Annotated in this window: 15 protein-coding genes; 8 read left to right on the forward strand and 7 right to left on the reverse strand. The window is 65.1% G+C overall.

The features are described 5' to 3' along the window. Positions 1-435: 435 nt before the first annotated feature. Positions 436-2,034 (reverse strand): flagellin N-terminal helical domain-containing protein, encoded by a 1,599-nt coding sequence (locus CO675_RS32530; protein ID WP_097675857.1) that lies wholly within the window; start codon positions 2,032-2,034, stop codon positions 436-438. 557 nt (positions 2,035-2,591) lie between these two features. Here CO675_RS32530 and CO675_RS32535 point away from each other — a divergent pair. The 3 genes from CO675_RS32535 to CO675_RS32545 all read left to right on the forward strand — a co-directional run bounded on the left by CO675_RS32535 (position 2,592) and on the right by CO675_RS32545 (position 4,621). Continuing rightward, the gene (locus tag CO675_RS32535) at positions 2,592-3,302 is read left to right on the forward strand and encodes a Crp/Fnr family transcriptional regulator (protein WP_245453025.1); all 711 of its coding nucleotides are present in this window, start codon (positions 2,592-2,594) and stop codon (positions 3,300-3,302) included. Between the two features lie 195 nt (positions 3,303-3,497). Further along, on the forward strand, positions 3,498-4,217 hold the full coding sequence (locus tag CO675_RS32540; protein ID WP_097675859.1) for a Crp/Fnr family transcriptional regulator: 720 nt from the start codon (positions 3,498-3,500) through the stop codon (positions 4,215-4,217). 155 nt (positions 4,218-4,372) lie between these two features. Next, entirely contained in the window at positions 4,373-4,621 is a 249-nt protein-coding gene (locus CO675_RS32545; protein ID WP_097675860.1) for a hypothetical protein, read from the forward strand. A 60-nt stretch (positions 4,622-4,681) separates the two neighbouring features. Here CO675_RS32545 and CO675_RS32550 read toward each other — a convergent pair whose 3' ends face one another. Beyond that, the gene (locus CO675_RS32550) at positions 4,682-5,290 is read right to left on the reverse strand and encodes a helix-turn-helix domain-containing protein (protein WP_097675861.1); all 609 of its coding nucleotides are present in this window, start codon (positions 5,288-5,290) and stop codon (positions 4,682-4,684) included. A gap of 695 nt (positions 5,291-5,985) precedes the next feature. On the opposite strand from CO675_RS32550, the gene CO675_RS32555 reads away from it, so the two are divergent. After that, positions 5,986-6,408 carry a hypothetical protein gene (locus CO675_RS32555; protein ID WP_097675862.1) on the forward strand — a complete coding sequence of 141 codons (423 nt, stop codon included), beginning with the start codon at positions 5,986-5,988 and terminating at the stop codon, positions 6,406-6,408. An 89-nt stretch (positions 6,409-6,497) separates the two neighbouring features. Here the strand turns inward: CO675_RS32555 and CO675_RS32560 are convergent, their stop codons facing one another. Both CO675_RS32560 and CO675_RS32565 read right to left on the reverse strand, forming a co-directional pair. After that, complete coding sequence (locus CO675_RS32560) at positions 6,498-6,680, reverse strand: hypothetical protein (protein ID WP_097675863.1); 183 nt, start codon at positions 6,678-6,680, stop codon at positions 6,498-6,500. Between the two features lie 96 nt (positions 6,681-6,776). Then, entirely contained in the window at positions 6,777-7,778 is a 1,002-nt protein-coding gene (locus tag CO675_RS32565) for a glycoside hydrolase family 3 N-terminal domain-containing protein (protein ID WP_097675864.1), read from the reverse strand. Between the two features lie 188 nt (positions 7,779-7,966). On the opposite strand from CO675_RS32565, the gene CO675_RS32570 reads away from it, so the two are divergent. Next, positions 7,967-10,012 (forward strand): acetoacetate--CoA ligase, encoded by a 2,046-nt coding sequence (locus CO675_RS32570; RefSeq protein ID WP_097675865.1) that lies wholly within the window; start codon positions 7,967-7,969, stop codon positions 10,010-10,012. Between the two features lie 15 nt (positions 10,013-10,027). On the opposite strand, the gene CO675_RS32575 is transcribed toward CO675_RS32570, so the two are convergent. Next, entirely contained in the window at positions 10,028-10,951 is a 924-nt protein-coding gene (locus CO675_RS32575) for a LysR substrate-binding domain-containing protein (protein WP_097675866.1), read from the reverse strand. Positions 10,952-11,022: 71 nt separating this feature from the next. Between CO675_RS32575 and CO675_RS32580 the strand changes: the two genes are divergently transcribed. Genes CO675_RS32580 through CO675_RS32590 form a run of 3 tightly spaced genes read left to right on the forward strand, consistent with a single transcriptional unit; the run spans position 11,023 to position 14,001 of the window. Then, the gene (locus CO675_RS32580) at positions 11,023-12,183 is read left to right on the forward strand and encodes a DSD1 family PLP-dependent enzyme (RefSeq protein ID WP_097675867.1); all 1,161 of its coding nucleotides are present in this window, start codon (positions 11,023-11,025) and stop codon (positions 12,181-12,183) included. A 17-nt stretch (positions 12,184-12,200) separates the two neighbouring features. Continuing rightward, the gene (locus tag CO675_RS32585; RefSeq protein ID WP_097675868.1) at positions 12,201-12,857 is read left to right on the forward strand and encodes an HAD-IA family hydrolase; all 657 of its coding nucleotides are present in this window, start codon (positions 12,201-12,203) and stop codon (positions 12,855-12,857) included. Positions 12,858-12,870: 13 nt separating this feature from the next. After that, positions 12,871-14,001 (forward strand): threonine synthase, encoded by a 1,131-nt coding sequence (locus CO675_RS32590; protein ID WP_097675869.1) that lies wholly within the window; start codon positions 12,871-12,873, stop codon positions 13,999-14,001. Here CO675_RS32590 and CO675_RS32595 read toward each other — a convergent pair whose 3' ends face one another. Continuing rightward, entirely contained in the window at positions 14,002-15,042 is a 1,041-nt protein-coding gene (locus CO675_RS32595; RefSeq protein ID WP_097675955.1) for a glycosyltransferase family 4 protein, read from the reverse strand. Next, on the reverse strand, positions 15,042-15,878 hold the full coding sequence (locus CO675_RS32600; protein ID WP_097675957.1) for a UDP-2,3-diacylglucosamine diphosphatase: 837 nt from the start codon (positions 15,876-15,878) through the stop codon (positions 15,042-15,044). The genes CO675_RS32595 and CO675_RS32600 overlap by 1 nt, the downstream gene beginning before the upstream one ends. Positions 15,879-16,011: the final 133 nt, after the last annotated feature.

Consider the following 16,011-nt stretch of genomic DNA (forward strand, 5'->3'; position numbering starts at 1 on the left):
TCCAGGCTCTCGCTGCTCTCCGTCAGGAACTCGCGCAACAGATCGTCCATGAATCGGTCCCCTCAAGGTGCTACGGAACGCTCGCCTCGCATCGATAACTTGGCCGGCTTCACAGCGACGTTAATTTCGCCGTCCGTGCAAATACGGACGAAGCCCTTCAAGCAATTGGACGACGCATCACGACATCACAGCCCATCGCACAGCGACAGGCCTTACCACCCGGACGGGAAAGAGCTCGTTCCACCGGCACTCGCAATTTGAACCAAATGAGATCGGGGACGCTCAAGTCCAGCAAAACAGGCGGCCATCGCGGCTGCCATTAACAGAGCGCGATCGCCCATGGGTTGAAACCGGCGGCATGGTTAAGCGAACCCAAAAGCAAAGGCGGCGGAGTTTCCTCCGCCGCCTCGATAGTCGTTGTCTGTCGCGCTACGCTTAGCGGAGCAGCTGCAGAACGCTCTGCTGCGACTGGTTGGCCAGAGCCAGCGCGGACACCGCGATCGACTGGCGGGTCGACAGCGCCTGGCTGTTGGCCGCTTCCTCGTTGGTGTCGGCCAGCGTCAGGTTGGACGAGCCGGTCTGCAGCACGTTGATCAGGTTCTTCGAGAAGTCCTGGCGGATCTGCACGATCGACAGGTTCGAACCGAGGGTCGAAGCCTGGGTGCGCAGCAGGCCGCTCGCGCTGTTGAGCGTCTTCAGCGTGGCGTTGGCCGAAGCGTTGTCGATGAAGTCCGTGCCGGCGGTCAGCTTGGTGAGGTTCAGGCCGGAGGCATCGAAGGTAACGCCCTGGATCTTCAGCGTCGAGGAGCCCGTCTCGTTGAAGGTCAGCTTGAGCTGATCGCCATTGAGCAGGTTGATGCCGTTGTACGAGGCGTCCTGGGCGGTCGTGGTGATCTGGTCCAGGATGTTGTTGTACTGGTTGACCAGGTTGGCGCGGTTCGACAACCCATTCGGATCCTGCACCGGGGCGCTGCCCGCAAGGCCGTTGAACAGCTTGCCGGAAGCAGCTGCCGTGCCGCCGATCGTGCCGATGGTCGAAGACGCAGCATCGTTGGTGGTGCTGATGGTGAGCGCTCCGCCGGCGCTGAGCGACGCCTGCAGGTTGTTCGCCGACAGCGCGTTGTTCAGGTCGTTGAGGGACTTCACCTGACCCGCGCCGCTACCAAACGTAATGTTGGTGGCCTTGCCGTTGCCGGTCGCGCCGATCGTCAGCGTCAAGCCGTCCAGCGGCGACGGCGTCGCCACAGTGCGTGCCTTGGTCGTGGCCGTAAGGCCGAAAGCAGCGAGACCCGAGCCGGAGATGTTGAGGTCCTGGTTGGTGCCGGTGCTGATCTGGAGCGCACCAGCCGACACCGTGGAGGCGGTGGCCGTGCCGGTGATGCCGTCGATCGCGGTAAGCAGGTCGCCGACCGTCAGCGTGCTGCCCGCGCCGGTGCCGAGGGTGACGTTGCCGGACGAATCGGTCGTCGAAGTGGTCTGCGAGGTCGAGAACGTGATCGACTTGCCGTTGACGCTGATCGTACCGGTCGGGGTCGCCGCAAGGCTGTCGGAGTTGGCCGCGGTGACGAGCTTGGTGGCTGCCGTGATCGGCACGGGTGTCGAGAGATTGTTGTTGACGACCGTACCAGCGAGGGTCGCATTGCTGTAGGTGGCGGTGCCACGGATATCGTCGGTGGTCGCGCCGGTGACCACGGCGGTCGTCACCTGCGACTTCTGGGAATAGCCGACCGCGGCCTGCAGGGCCTGGTTGGCGACCGACTTGGCGCTGTCAACGAGCTTCTGCAGCGAGGTGATGCCGGTGTTGGCGGCCTGCAGCACCTGCACGCCGTTGCCGATTCCGTCCAGCAGATTGTTGATGTCGCTGGCGCGGTTGTCGAGCGACTGCGCCGTGAAGAAGTTGGTCGGATTGTCGAGCGCGGTGTTGACCTTCTTGCCGGTCGACAAGCGGTTCTGCGTGGTGGCGAGCAGGTCGGCCGTCGACTGCAGCGAAAGCAGGTTCTGACGGACCGATGACGAAAGGACGATGCCGGACATACTGGTACCCTTCTGGATGAACACGATTGACGCGACGCCGTAAATTTCGCACGGCGACCGCTGCCACACTGGTCCGTCCGCGCTACCCGTTCGTTAAAGGGCTGCTCCGTACAAATACCCAGAACGGCTTTGCCGGTAATGATGCGGGCGTCGCGCAGACGCCTCGTTGAACGGCGCGGAGTCGTCGCCGGATCAAATCTCGTGACAGCGAATTTGTCCTCGGCTTTGCGGGACTTGCCCACCTGCGCGCACTGGCGGCCGCGCGCTTCGATATCCGCAGCGGCAAGCGCGACGACGCATGCTTCGGTCCGCGTCAGAGTTAATGGAAATCAATAAATGCGAGACAATGCCGCAACTGTCTCGGCCGGGATCTGCGGCATGCAAATCGCCTCAAGCACCGCGCGGGCCGGCGCGATTGCCGGCCGTCTGCCCCCTAGAGGGTATAGAGTTCGCACCACAACCCTTGTGCTATTGGACAGGCAAGCTATGTTCGCACTCCACACGCCAAGAGTAGGTGATGCGAGACCATAGTGCTCCCGCCCTCGGCAGGAGCTCCAATGTCCGCGGTAACGCGTCCGCCCAATCGCCTGTTGCAAGCACTTCCCTCCACGGAATACGCGCAACTTCATCCCCTTCTGGAAACCGTCGACCTGACCAAGGAAACGGTGCTCGCCGACGCCGGTGCGCCGGTGCAGCGGGTTTATTTCCCGCACGGCGGCGTGGTTTCGATGATGGTCAATCTATCCGACGGGCAGTCCGTTGAGATTGCAACCATCGGTCGTGATGGCATCGTCGGCGCATCCGCCGCCCTGCACGAGCGGCCGCTGCTCGCCGACGCGATTGTCGTGGTGCCGGGCACGGCCTCGATGCTGCGCGCGGAAGATTTCCGCGAGGCCGCCAATCGCAGCGCGGAGTTCCGGACCCTTGTTGCGCTCTATGAGCAGGCGCTGATGGCGCAGACCCAGCAATCCGTCGCCTGCAACGTGTCGCACCCGGTGGAGGCGCGCCTGTCGCGCTGGCTGCTGCGCGCGCGCGACCTGTGCGGCAGCGAGGCCTTGCCGCTGACCCAGGAGATGCTGGCGCAGATGATCGGTGTGCGGCGCAACGCGGTTTCGATCGTCGCGCATGGGTTTCAGCAGGCCGGGATCCTGCGCTACAGCCGCGGCCATATCGAGATCACAGATATTGAGGGCCTGCGGAAGGCGGCGTGTGAATGTTATGCGACCGTCAGGGCGCACGCCGAACAATTGATCGGGCCGGAAGATTGATCGAGGGAGCGCGCACGCTCAATTGATTTTGCCAGGCAACACAAACGCGATCCTGTGGCGATAGCTGTTCCTAATGGAACCAAGATATGTTTCCATTGGAACCAGGACATGCCAGAATAAGTTGCAGGAAGGCCAAGTTGCACGCGTCAGCCTCGATGACCAGAGACAAGCTTTGCCGGAAGGCAGGAGGTTGCTTTGGATACGGTTCCGCGATCTCCTAACGGATTTCTGGCTTCGCTCTCGGAGAGCGATTTTGGGCTGATCCGGCCCCATTTGCGGATGGTCGACCTCGCCGCCGATTCGGTCCTGATCGAGACCGACGAGATGCTCAAGCGGACATACATGCCGCACAAGGGGGTGATCTCGCTGGTGGTGAGGCTGGCAAGAGGCGAGCGTGTCCAGATCGCGATGGTCGGCCGCGACAGCATCTATGGCGCGTTCGCGGGGCTTGGTGAAGCTCCCACGCTGAACAGCGCCGTGGTGCTGGTACCGGGAGTCGCTTCGACGATCGAGGTCGAACCCTTGCGGGCAGCCGCTGGCCAGAGCCCGACTCTGCGCGCGATGCTGATGCGGCACGGCCTCGCCGTCTATGCCCAGATTCAGCAGACCGCCGGCTGCAATGCCGCGCACACCGTGGAGTCGCGGCTGGCGCGATGCCTGCTGCACGTGCGCGATCTCTCCGGCAGCAACAAGATCGCTTTGACGCAGGAGGCGATGGCGCAGATGATCGGCGCACGGCGCAACAGCGTTTCGCTGGTCGCGCATACCCTGCAACAGGCGAATTTCATCCACTACAGCCGCGGCCATATCGAGATCACCAATGCGGATGGACTGATCCGGACCGCGTGCGAATGCTACGCCACGGTCAAGGCGCAGTATGCCCGGCTGCTGAGTTGCCAGCAAACCGGTGGCTAGAGCTTGCTAGTCTTGACGCGTCTTGTTCGCGCGAACCGCTACCCGCTTCCCGCGAAAACGCTCCGCCGGCGTACAAGCCGTACTTCTACGGCGTACGATTTTCACCGTCGGATAACGCTACATCCGCAAAGTCGCATCGACGCACGGGGGAGCCGATGTTCACGTACGAGACGACCGACCGGAAGGAAGCCCGGCGCTTCCGCATGGCCCAGTTCAACGGCCGGCCCGCCACCGTCAGGTCCGCCGGCGCGATAGTGACGGGGCGTGTGCGCGCGATCGTCGAGAGCAAGTCCGGCGCGACGGCGGCATGGGTGGTCACGATCGTTCCGGACGAGCCGAAGACAGCCGCCTCCGCCGCGCGGCTCGCGCCGCGCCTGTGCTTCGCCGCGGAAGACGATTTCTGAGAACCGCGAACCGGCACCCACCCCGCATCAAGTGCTGGGCAGGCTCGGCTTGAAAACGCTCTATGCGGAATGCAACAAGGCCTTGCGGACCAAATCTGCGGTGTTGCGCGCACCGAGCTTGCGCATGGCCTCGGCACGATGGCTCTCGAACGTGCGCGGGCTGATGTTCATCCGCAGCGCGCCCTGCTTGTTGGAATAGCCGTCGCTGATCAGGCTGAGCACCTCACGCTCGCGCTTGGTCAGCGGCTTGCGGCCTGCCTCCGGTGTGAACATGACATCGGGTGATCGGGCGCCTGCCGGCTTGTCGTCGAGCTGTGGCCTGAGATCGGTTGCCGGAAGCGCGTTCGGATAGAGATCGGAGATCTGCTTCAGCATCGCGGACACCCGCTCGGTCTGCTCGAGCGCGTTCTCGATCACCTGCCGCAGATAGACGCCGTTGCCGGGCGCATGCGCGAACTGCTGGCTGTGCTGTTTGAGCTCGTTCATGTAGAGCAGCAGCGCCGTCACCGGCCCATTGAACTGCCGGACGATCGCCACACCGGCGTCCGCGGTCGCCTGCGCTCGCGGCGCAGCGGCTCCCGGAATCTCGGGCGGCTGCGCCTCGAGCGTCGCGGTTCCGCCCATCCACGTCGGAAGGCGCGCCTCGGCTCGGTTGTCATGTTGCGTCATAAGTATGGTTTACCGAAGGTGAACTTGTGGCCGCGTTAACACGGGACTCCGTAAAACTACGGGTGACGCAACTGTGACCTCGGGCCCCGACCTGCCAAGCAGGCGCAGATTACCACTGATTTGGCAACGAATCTCGCTTGTTGGAGGCGAAGGACGGTATTCTTACGGGACGCCGAGGCGTTTCAGCTCCGCGATCGCACGGGTGGGGCTCTACCCTTCCCAGGCGCTCCGGGGGCGCGTCCGCACCCACATCCGCCCGCTGGGCTCAGGTTGCAATGGGCGGGACTCGGGCCGCCCCCTGGAACATCAAGAGCGCCGGAGCCGAAGGAACTTGTCCAGGAAGCGTCCCGAAAGGACGATCCTGAACCACCAATACGCCATTCGCCGGGTCGTCATCGACCGGCCCTCCGGGCATCGGGATCGCATCGGCTTACCGCACGCCGGGCGACGCGCGTATGAGACGGATCACATCGGGCCAGAGCGTTTTCGAGCGAAGCCTGCCCCGCACTTGATGCGGGGTGGACGCCGGTTCGTGTCAACAAAACGCGGCAAGACGACAAACTGGAGCTTCGGTTCTGAATCTATCAGAACCGAAAATGCTCCACGCCTCCGCGGGTCAGGCGAATGTCAATTTACAGCCCCGGCATGCGCCGCGATGATCGCCGCGTCTCGAGCAACAACAAACGGGCACGACAATGAAGCGAGGGCGGAATGGATCCTGGATGGCGATTGCGGCGCTGGCCGCAGCACTGCTGTCCGGCAGCGGCGCGCGGGCCCAGACCACGCCGACCGGCAACGCAGAACCGACGTCGGACAACGCGATCATGGTCACCATCTTCTTCAAGCATGATCAGTCACGCCCGCTCAGCGAGTTGAATGCACAACTCGAGCGGCAGGGCTTCTACAAGGCGTTTCCGCCCGAAGGTGTCGAGGTCGTGAGCTGGTATGTGATGATGGGGGTCGGCCAGGTGGTGACCCTGCGGCTGCCGGCCTCGCGCCTGCGCGAGGTCAATGGTGTCATCGAGAACAGCGCCTGGGGCGCCTACCACACCGAGTTCTACCCGACCTACGACTACAAGGCCGTCGGGATCGGCAATCACGAGAGGGCGAAGCAATAGATCGATCGCATGAGAACCGACCGGCATCGCGGCCGCGCCGCGTTGCCGGGTCCGGCGTGAACCGGCGCACGAATGAACTGCTCCACGGCCTAGGCGTGGGCCCGCGAGCGCTGGCTCAGCCGCTTGGCCAGTGTCCGCAAATCCTCGCGACGCCCGCTGCAGAGCAGGCGGGTGAATTCGTCGGGATCGATGCAGGCGGGCGGCAAATCGGCTGGGCTGCGTGCGACGCGGCGTAGCCAGGTCAATCGGAAGAGACGCTTGAGCATCTTCATGGTTGTTAGCCCCGATGAGCGTCTTTGTTAAATCGCGGTAATGAAGTTTGGTTCCGCTCCTTGTGGTCGCCCGGCGCAGAATTTGGTTCAATACGATCAGGCGAGCAGTGCCTTGCGCGCTTGCACCCGCGCAATGGATCGGCGTAGCGCGGCCTGATCCAGCGATCCGTCCCGCACCGCACCCGCGACTGCCGCCGCGATGCCGGCCATCGCCTGCTCCTGGTCGAGCAGATTGTTGCCGATGCAGATCATATCCATGCCGGCGGCGATCGCCTGCAGGCTGGCCGCGCTGGTGCCGAGCGCCTTCTGCAGCCCCTGCATCTGCATGTCGTCGGTGATCAGCAGCGTATCGGGCAGCCGGCGGCGAAGCCGGTCGATCCCCGCCGACGACAGGGTCATCGGATGCTGCGTGTCCCACTGGCGGACAATGGCGTGGCTGACCAGCACCGCATCGCCGAAGACCTGCGGCGCCAGCGCGTAGAACAGTTCTTCCTGCTCCGGCCGCAGCGAATCGGAGATGTCCATGAACTCCAGATGTGAATCGACGTGCGCACCGCCGATGCCCGGAAAATGCTTCAGGCAAAGACCGACGCGTGCCTGCCGCGCCGCAGCGTCGACCAGGCGGGCGTTGGCTTCGACCTCGCCGATCTCGGACGAATAGGACCGCTTGATCTTGCCGATGTTGGGATTGTCGGAATTGTAATCGACGTCGATGACCGGCGCGAAATTGTAGCGGATGCCGAGCCGACGCAACTCGCCGTAGCTTGCGGCCAGGATCGCCTGCTTGTCCGCATGCGCGAGCCGGTTGAAATCCCTCGCGCTCGGCAGCGGCTGAAAGCCGAGGCCCTCCTTCAGCCGGCGCACCAGGCCGCCCTCCTGGTCGATGAAGACCAGCGGCCGTGACGGCAGCGCCGCGATCTCGGCGCACAGCGACTGCACCTGCGCGGGCGAAGCGATGTTGTTGTCGTACTGCCGGGTCTGGCACGAGTAATCGAACAGGATCACCCCGCCGAGCCCGAATTGCGCGGCAAATTGCTTCAGCCAAGGCGGAATGACCTTGCCGTAGAAGCCGAGGATGAAAAGTTCGCCGACGGACATGGCCGCTCGCTATCGGATGTGCATGGAATCAGCCCCGCACCGAACGCAATAGCACGCTGCGACGGCGGTAAGAATATGACGCCAGCTTGCCGCGCGACTGCGTTCCCCGTGCTCGCATCCCTATGTTAAGACACGAAGGCTTGCCTCGATCACGCATGCCATAAACACAAGAGATTCCGGAAACGCCCATGACAGCACCTTACGTCCCGCAAATGACCCTTTACCGCCAATGGCTGAAGGACACGCGCGGCCTTGAGTTCGCGGATTTCGAGGCGATGCGGCGCTGGTCGGTGACCGAAATCGACGCTTTCTGGCAGAGCGTTTGGGATTATTTCGACCTGCGCTCGCCGACGCCGCATTCGGTGGTGCTGGCCGAGCGCAAGATGCCGGGCGCGGTGTGGTTTCCCGGCGCTTCGGTGAATTATGCGCGCCAGGTTTTCCGGCACGTCGCGCCGGCGCATGCCGCCGGCTTGCCGGCCCTGATCTCGAGCGGCGAGGACGGCAAGCTGTCGGAGACGAGCTGGCCGGAGCTGCAGCGCAAATCGGCAGCGCTTGCGCTGCACCTGAGGGCCCAAGGCGTCCGCGCCGGCGACCGCGTCGCCGCATACTTGCCGAACATCGCCGAGACGATCATCGCGTTCCTGGCGACCGCGAGCCTGGGTGCGATCTGGAGCGTCTGCGCGCCCGACATGGCCGCACCCGCGGTGATCGACCGCTTCAAGCAGATCGAGCCCAAGGTATTGATCGCCTGCGACGCCGTGACCTATGCCGGCAAGCGCCATGACCGGAAGCCGGTGATCGAGGAATTGCGGCGCGCGCTGCCGACGGTCGAGCATGTCATCCTGCACAGCGATGCCGCGCCGTCCGAGACTCGTTTGTCGTCCATCCTCGCGGGCCGCAGCGCCGAGATCGACGCCTTCGAGCCGGAATGGCTGCCGTTCGATCATCCGCTCTGGATCGTCTATTCCTCGGGCACCACGGGATTGCCGAAGCCGATCCTGCACAGCCATGGCGGCATCATCGTCGTGGCGCTGCCGCTCGCGACCCTGCACAACGACATCGGCTGCAGCTATCAGCAAAACTCGTTCGGCGAACGCTTCCACTGGTACTCGTCGACCGGCTGGATCATGTGGAATTGCCAGGCCAACGGTTTGCTCAACGGCACGACCTGCTGCATCTTCGACGGCAGTCCCGGCGGTACCAAGGACAAGCCGGACTGGACCACGCTGTGGCGCTTCGTCGCCGATGCCAAGGCGACCTTCTTCGGCGCGGGCGCGGCGTTCTTCGCCAATTGCACCAAGGCCGAGATCGATCTCGCAGATGTCGGCGACCTTTCGGCCCTGCGCACGCTCGGCTCGACCGGCTCGCCGCTCTCAGCCGACACGCAGGCCTGGTTCAACGAACGCTTCGCCGCGCTCTCGAAGCGCAACGGCAACGCCGCGCAGGCCGATATGTGGTGGGCCAATATCTCCGGCGGCACCGATTTCGCCGGCGCCTTCATCGGCGGCAATCGCGAACTGCCGCAGACCCCCGGCATCATGCAGTGCCGCCTGCTCGGCTGCGCGGTCGATGCGTTTGACGAGCAGGGCCGCGCCGTGATCGACGAGGTCGGCGAGCTCGTCTGCACCGAGCCGCTGCCCTCGATGCCGCTGCGGTTCTGGAACGATCCCGGCAATACGCGCTACATCGCGAGCTATTTCGAGACCTATCCCGACAATTTCGACGGAAGCGGCCGCGGCCCGGTGTGGCGGCATGGCGACTGGCTCAAGATCAATCCCGACGGCTCCTGCGTGATCTACGGCCGCAGCGACGCGACCATCAACCGCCACGGACTGCGGATGGGCACCAGCGAGCTCTATTCGGCGATCGAAGCGCTGCCGGAGGTGCTGGATTCGATGGTTGTCGACCTCGAATATCTCGGCCGCGACAGCTACATGCCGCTGTTCGTGGTACTGCGCGAGGGCGTCGCCCTCGATGCTGCGATGAAGGCGAAGATCAACAAGGCGGTCGAGGCCGGGCTGTCGCGCCGATTCCTGCCCAACGACATCTTCGTCGTCGCGGAAATTCCGCGCACGCTGTCGGGCAAGAAGCAGGAGCTGCCGGTCAAGAAGCTGTTGCTTGGCCATCCCGTCGAGAAGGTCATCAACCGCGATGCGATGGCCAATCCCGGCTGCCTCGACTGGTATCTCGACTTTGCCAGGAGCTATCTGAGCAGGCAAGCCGGCGCGGCGTGAGCGATTGCGTCGCTGTCAGCGCGGCCTGCCGCGCCATGGCGGCGGCGCGAGCGCGGCGCGCAGATGCTCGACGAAAGCTTGCGTGCGCCTCGCCCGGCCACCGCGGCCCGGATTGAGCAGCGCAACGATGTCGGCCGGCGGCAGGCGGAAGTTCGACAGCACCCGCACCAGCCGGCCGGAGGCGAGCTCCTCGGCGACATCCCACTCCGATCTGACGATCAGGCCGTGATCCGCCAGCGCCCAGGCCTTCACGACCTCGCCGTCATTGCTCGACAGCATCGGCTCGATCCTGATGACGTCAGGCTCCAGCGCCGCGCGCCGGCGCGCGAAGCGCCAGAGCGTCACGTCCTCCTCGTTCTCACGCAACGCGATGCAATCATGCCCGCGAAGCTGCTGTGGGCTCGCCGGCATTCCCTTGCGCTTCAGATAGGCCGGCGAGGCGCAGAGAAAGCGTTCGTTGGGCGCAAGGCGCAGCAAGCGAAGCGTGGAATCCTTCAACGCGCCGATATGGATCATGACATCCCACGCGCCCGCGGCGGCACGCGCCGGCCGATCGGACAGTTCGAGCTCGACCGAGATGTCGGGATGCTGGGTTCGGAAGCCGGCAACGACCGGGGCAATGTAGCGGCGTCCGAAGCCGAGCGGCGCAAGAATCTTCAGATGGCCTGCGATGGTGCCGCGGCGCGCCTGCAGCGCGTCCGTCAGCTCCGCGGCCTCGTCGAGCAGCGTGCCGCCGCGCAGCACCAGGAGCTCGCCCTCATCGGTCAATGTCAGCCGCCGGGCCGACCGGCTGACCAGTTGGACGCCGAGACGCTGCTTGAGGCCCTGCAGCCGTTGCGACACTGCCGACGGTGTCACGTCGAGCGCCCGGGCCGCAGCCGCGAGCGACCGGGCCGCGGCGATGGCCAGGAAGAAGCGGATATCGTCGGTCGAGAGCATTAAGTTCAGCCTTAATCCAAGAATGACCTTCGGTAAATTGTACTTAGCATGGAAACGGCTAGTCTTGCCGCATGTCGTCAGCCCCTGCCTTGAATGCACCGCATCCGCTTGCCGCGATCGAGACGCCATGCCTCGTGCTCGACGAAGACCGGATGCTGCACAACATCGCCCGCCTGAAGACGCGGCTGTCGCGGCTCGGCGTACCGCTGCGCCCGCACCTGAAGACCGCGAAATCGATTCCGGCGGCGCGTGCCGTGATGGACCGCCCAGGCGGCCCGGCTGCGGTCTCCACGTTGCAGGAGGCCGAGATGTTTGCCGCGGCGGGCGTGAAAGACATCCTCTATGCCGTCGGCATCGCGCCGCAGAAGCTCGATCGCGTCGCCGCGCTGCGGCGGCAGGGCGTGGATCTTGCCGTGGTGCTCGACAGCATCGAGCAGGCGGACGCCGTCGCCGCGACGGCGCGCATGACGAACGACCGCATTCCCGTGCTGATCGAGATCGATTGCGACGGCCATCGTGCCGGCGTCGGCGCGCACGACCCGCTGCTGGTCGAGATCGGCCACGCGTTGCATCGAGGCGGCGCGGAGCTGCGCGGCGTCATGGCGCATGCCGGCGAATCCTATTCCTGCCGCAACGTGGCGGCACTCGAGCATGCCGCCGAGCAGGAGCGCGCCGCCGCGGTCGCCTGCGCCGAGGCGTTGCGCGCGGCTGGCCTAGCCTGCCCCGTGGTCAGTGTCGGCTCGACACCGACAGCGCATTTCGCGCGCCGGCTCGATGGCGTCACCGAGGTGCGCGCCGGCGTGTTCGTGATGTTCGACCTTGTGATGGCCGGGATCGGGGTCTGCGCGGTCGAGGACATCGCGCTGTCGGTGCTCGCGACGGTGATCGGCCATCGCGCCGACCGCGGCTGGACCTTCATCGACGCCGGTTGGATGGCGCTGTCGCGCGATCGCGGCACCGCGAAGCAGCCGATCGACCAGGGCTACGGCATCGTCTGCGACATCGATGGCCGGCCCTATCCCGATTTGATCGTGACCGAAACCAATCAGGAGCACGGCATCATCGCGCTCCGCCCAGGCAGTACCGCACCGCAGGTAACTTTGCCGGTCGGCACCAAGGTGCGAGTCCTGCCGAACCATGCCTGCGCGACCGGAGCCCAGCACGACCGCTACCATGTCGTCGCTTCCGGCTCCGGCTCGGTCCGGCAATGGGAGCGGTTTCGCGGATGGTAGCAAATGGAGCGCAGCCCATGATTCGAGCCTATGACGCTGTTCTGTTCGACCTGCTGACCGCGCTGCTCGACAGCTGGACGCTCTGGAATAAGGTGGCGGGCTCCGACGAAGCCGGCCTTCGCTGGCGCGCCGAGTATCTCAGGAACACCTACGCCACCGGACGCTATCGTCCCTATGAGGATCTGGTAGGCGAGGCCGCGCGCAATGTCGGGCTGCCGTTCGAACGGGCTGCGGAGCTCGGCGCACGCTATGCAGAGCTCGATCCCTGGCCCGAGGTTCACGATGTCTTGCAAACGCTGCACAGCGCCGGCGTCGCGGTCGGCGTCGTGACCAACTGCTCGGAGCGGCTGGGCCGCATCGCCGCCGATCGCCTCGGCGTTCCCCTCACCGTGTTCGTGACGGCCGAGCGCGCCGGCTATTACAAGCCGCAGCCAGAGCCCTATCAGCTCGCGCTCGACGAACTTCCGGTCCCGACCAATCGATGCCTGTTCGTTGCAGGATCGGGCTACGATCTGCTCGGCACGGCACGTGTGCATCTGCCGACTTGGTGGCATAATCGGGCCGGAATGAACCCGCCGGAAGGGGCGCCCGCCCCGATCATGGTCCGTGACAACCTTGCGACCTTGCCGGCTTTCGTGCTCGGTCGCGAGATGTCCGGCCGGCGCGCCCCTTGAGGACTGAACCGAGATGCCATCCCCCAGCTACATCGACCCGCTCAACGGCAAGCTCTACCCGCTGGATATCCCGCGCTGGTGCTCCGACGAAGGCAAGCCGCTGCTCATCACGCCGCTGCCCGGCATCTCGCGCGACGACATCGAGCGCGGCACGCGGTCGCTGTGGCGCTATCGCGCGGCGCTGCCGGTCGAGATCAGGCAGCCGATCACGATGGGCGAAGGCTGCACACCTACGGTCGAGAAGACGTGGGGCGACCTGCGGCCGCATTTCAAGCTCGAATGGTTCAACCCGACCGCGAGCTTCAAGGATCGCGGCACTACCGTGATGCTGTCGTTCCTGCGCCAGCTCGGCGTCGACGCGGTTCTGGAGGATAGCTCCGGCAATGGCGGCGCGTCGGTCTCGGCCTATGGCGCGGCGGGCGGCATGCGGGTCAGGATCCTTGCGCCGGCGACGACATCGCCGATGAAGGTGGCGCAGATGCACGCCTTCGGCGCCGAGGTGCAGCTGGTCGAGGGCCCGCGCGAGGAATCCGAGGCGGAAGCGATCCGCCACTCGAAGCAGATCTTCTACTCCAGCCACAACTGGCAGCCGTTCTTCCTGCAAGGCACCAAGTCGCTGGCCTACGAGATCTGGGAAGACTTCGGCTTCACCGCGCCCGACAATGTCATCATGCCCGTCGGCGCCGGCAGCAGCCTGCTCGGCTGCTATATCGGCTTCAAGGAGCTGCTCGCCGCCGGACAGATCGCACGGCTGCCGCGGCTCTTTGCCGCGCAACCACTCAATTGCTCACCGGTTGATGCCAGCTTCGCCGCCGGCGTCGACACGCCCGTCGATCGCGCGGTCAGCAAGACCATCGCCGAGGGCACCGCGATCAAGCATCCGTTGCGCCTGAAGCAGATGATCGCGGCGCTGAAGGAGAGCGGCGGCGGCACGGTCGCGATTCCCGAAGACGGCATCGTCGCCGCATTGAAGCGGATGGCGCGTACCGGCCTGTTCGTCGAGCCGACCTCGGCCTCGGCCGCCGCCGCGCTCGACGTCCTGAAGGAGCGCGGCGCGATCAGGCCGACAGAGCGCACCGTCGTCATCATCAGCGGGACCGGGATCAAGGCAGCCGGCCTGATCACGGAGCTGCTCGGCAACTAATCAACCTGCCATCGCGCCCGCGGCTGCTGCGCGCGCCGGCGAGGCGTGCGCCCGCCCGATATTGTCGAGGAACTGCCGCACGCTTTCCTGCCAGGTAAACGTCAGCGCGTGGGCACGGCATTTCTCGCGTGGCACCTGCAGCGCACCGAGCGCCGCGCGGCGCAGATCGTGATCGAGACAGCCGCAGCCGGACTTGCCGATCACGTCGAGCGGCCCCATCACCGGAAAGGCCGCAACCGGCAGGCCGCTGGCCAGCGCCTCGAGGATCACCATCCCGAACGTATCGGTCAGACTCGGAAACACCATGACGTCGGCCGACGCATAGACATCGGCGAGCGCCCGGCCGGTCCGCGTGCCGAGAAAATGCACCTGCGGAAACCGGGACTGCAAGCTGCTGCGCTGGGGCCCGTCCCCGACCACGACTTTCGAGCCCGGCAGGTCGAGACCGAGAAAGGCGTCGAGATTCTTCTCGACCGCGACGCGGCCGACATAGAGGAACACCGGCGCCGGGAAGGCGATCGGCCGTTCTGAACGCGGACAAAACAGCTCGGCATCGACGCCGCGCGACCACGGCATCAATTTGCGGAAGCCATGCGCCTTCAGCGCCTGCTCGAGCGACGCCGAGCCGACCATGATGCCGTCTCCGCTATTATGGAAACGACGCAAGGCCGCGTAGCTCCACCGCAGCGGGACCGGCAGCCGCGCGGCGAGATATTCGGGAAAGCGCGTGTGATAACTGGTCGTGAACGGATAGCCGCGGGTCTGGCAGACGTGCCGGCTGATCCAGCCGATCGGGCCCTCGGTCGCGATGTGCACCGAGTCCGGGCGCGCAGCCGCGATGGCGCGCGCGATACGCCCGATCGTCGGCAGCGCGAGCCGGATTTCCGGATAGCCGGGCAACGGCACGGTGCGGAAATCGGCCGGCGTCAGAAACGTAATCTCCGCGCCGAGCGACGGCGCCTCACTGGCGAGATATTCGAGCGAGCGGACCACACCATTGATCTGCGGCCGCCAGGCGTCGGTTGCCACCAGCACGCGCATCAGGCGGCCGCCTGCGCGAGCGGCGCAAACTCCGCCGCATCCGGCGTCGTTCGCGCCTCCGTCCATCGGACGATTTCAAACTGCCCATCATAGCGTTCGATTACACCCGTGCAGGACTCCACCCAATCCCCGGTGTTGATGTAGCGGACACCGAAATCGTCGTGCAGCGCCGCGTGATGAATGTGGCCGCAGATCACGCCTTGAACGTTGCTGCGCGCGGCTTCCGACGACAGCACCTCCTCGAACCGGCCGATGTGGTTGACCGCATTCTTGACCCGCAACTTCGCCCAGGACGAGAACGACCAATAGCCGAAACCAAATCGGCGCCTGATCCAGTTGAGCCAGACGTTGCATGCGAGCGCAGCCCGATAGCCGGCATCGCCGATCAGCGCGAGCCAGCGCGCATGCCGCACCACGAGATCGAAATGATCGCCGTGAACGACGAGATAGTCGCCGCCGTCGAGGCCACGATGGATTGCCCGTTCGACAATCTCGACGCCGCCGAACACCGCGCCGGCATAGTCGCGCAGGAACTCGTCGTGGTTGCCGGGAATGTAGACCAGGCGACCGCCCCGTTGCGCGAGCTCGATCAGCTCGCGCACGACCGCATTGTGCGCCGTGGGCCAGTACCAGCTCGAGCGCAGGTACCAGCCGTCGACGATGTCGCCGACCAGAAATACGGTTTCGGCATCATGGTGACGAAGGAAGTCGATCAACCGCTCGGCCTGGCATCCCCTGGTCCCGAGATGGACGTCCGAGATGAACAGGCTCCTGACCTTGACGACATCCCGCGGCGAGACCCGCCTGCCGTCCACGTGATCGCCAGATCCATGCATGCCGCCGTCCGGCCGAAACGCCGCCGCCATGGCCTCGGCCAATCCCGCGAGAACCTTCGTGACATCGCGGCTGGCGCATCGCCTGAAGATCGAGCGATGCCAATAGATACCTGCAATGAGCACCAGCAGCGCG

It is taken from the genome of Bradyrhizobium sp. C9 (assembly GCF_002532045.1).
Classification (GTDB): domain Bacteria; phylum Pseudomonadota; class Alphaproteobacteria; order Rhizobiales; family Xanthobacteraceae; genus Bradyrhizobium.

Excerpts from the sequence above, each read along its gene's own strand:
- CO675_RS32530 (WP_097675857.1), bottom strand. The coding sequence starts at position 2,034 with ATGTCCGGCATCGTCCTTTCGTCATCGGTCCGTCAGAACCTGCTTTCG.
- CO675_RS32535 (WP_245453025.1), top strand. The coding sequence starts at position 2,592 with ATGTCCGCGGTAACGCGTCCGCCCAATCGCCTGTTGCAAGCACTTCCC.
- CO675_RS32545 (WP_097675860.1), top strand. The coding sequence starts at position 4,373 with ATGTTCACGTACGAGACGACCGACCGGAAGGAAGCCCGGCGCTTCCGC.
- CO675_RS32550 (WP_097675861.1), bottom strand. The coding sequence starts at position 5,290 with ATGACGCAACATGACAACCGAGCCGAGGCGCGCCTTCCGACGTGGATG.
- CO675_RS32555 (WP_097675862.1), top strand. The coding sequence starts at position 5,986 with ATGAAGCGAGGGCGGAATGGATCCTGGATGGCGATTGCGGCGCTGGCC.
- CO675_RS32560 (WP_097675863.1), bottom strand. The coding sequence starts at position 6,680 with ATGAAGATGCTCAAGCGTCTCTTCCGATTGACCTGGCTACGCCGCGTC.
- CO675_RS32565 (WP_097675864.1), bottom strand. The coding sequence starts at position 7,778 with ATGTCCGTCGGCGAACTTTTCATCCTCGGCTTCTACGGCAAGGTCATT.
- CO675_RS32570 (WP_097675865.1), top strand. The coding sequence starts at position 7,967 with ATGACAGCACCTTACGTCCCGCAAATGACCCTTTACCGCCAATGGCTG.
- CO675_RS32575 (WP_097675866.1), bottom strand. The coding sequence starts at position 10,951 with ATGCTCTCGACCGACGATATCCGCTTCTTCCTGGCCATCGCCGCGGCC.
- CO675_RS32580 (WP_097675867.1), top strand. The coding sequence starts at position 11,023 with ATGTCGTCAGCCCCTGCCTTGAATGCACCGCATCCGCTTGCCGCGATC.
- CO675_RS32585 (WP_097675868.1), top strand. The coding sequence starts at position 12,201 with ATGATTCGAGCCTATGACGCTGTTCTGTTCGACCTGCTGACCGCGCTG.
- CO675_RS32590 (WP_097675869.1), top strand. The coding sequence starts at position 12,871 with ATGCCATCCCCCAGCTACATCGACCCGCTCAACGGCAAGCTCTACCCG.
- CO675_RS32595 (WP_097675955.1), bottom strand. The coding sequence starts at position 15,042 with ATGCGCGTGCTGGTGGCAACCGACGCCTGGCGGCCGCAGATCAATGGT.
- CO675_RS32600 (WP_097675957.1), bottom strand. The coding sequence starts at position 15,878 with ATGCATGGATCTGGCGATCACGTGGACGGCAGGCGGGTCTCGCCGCGG.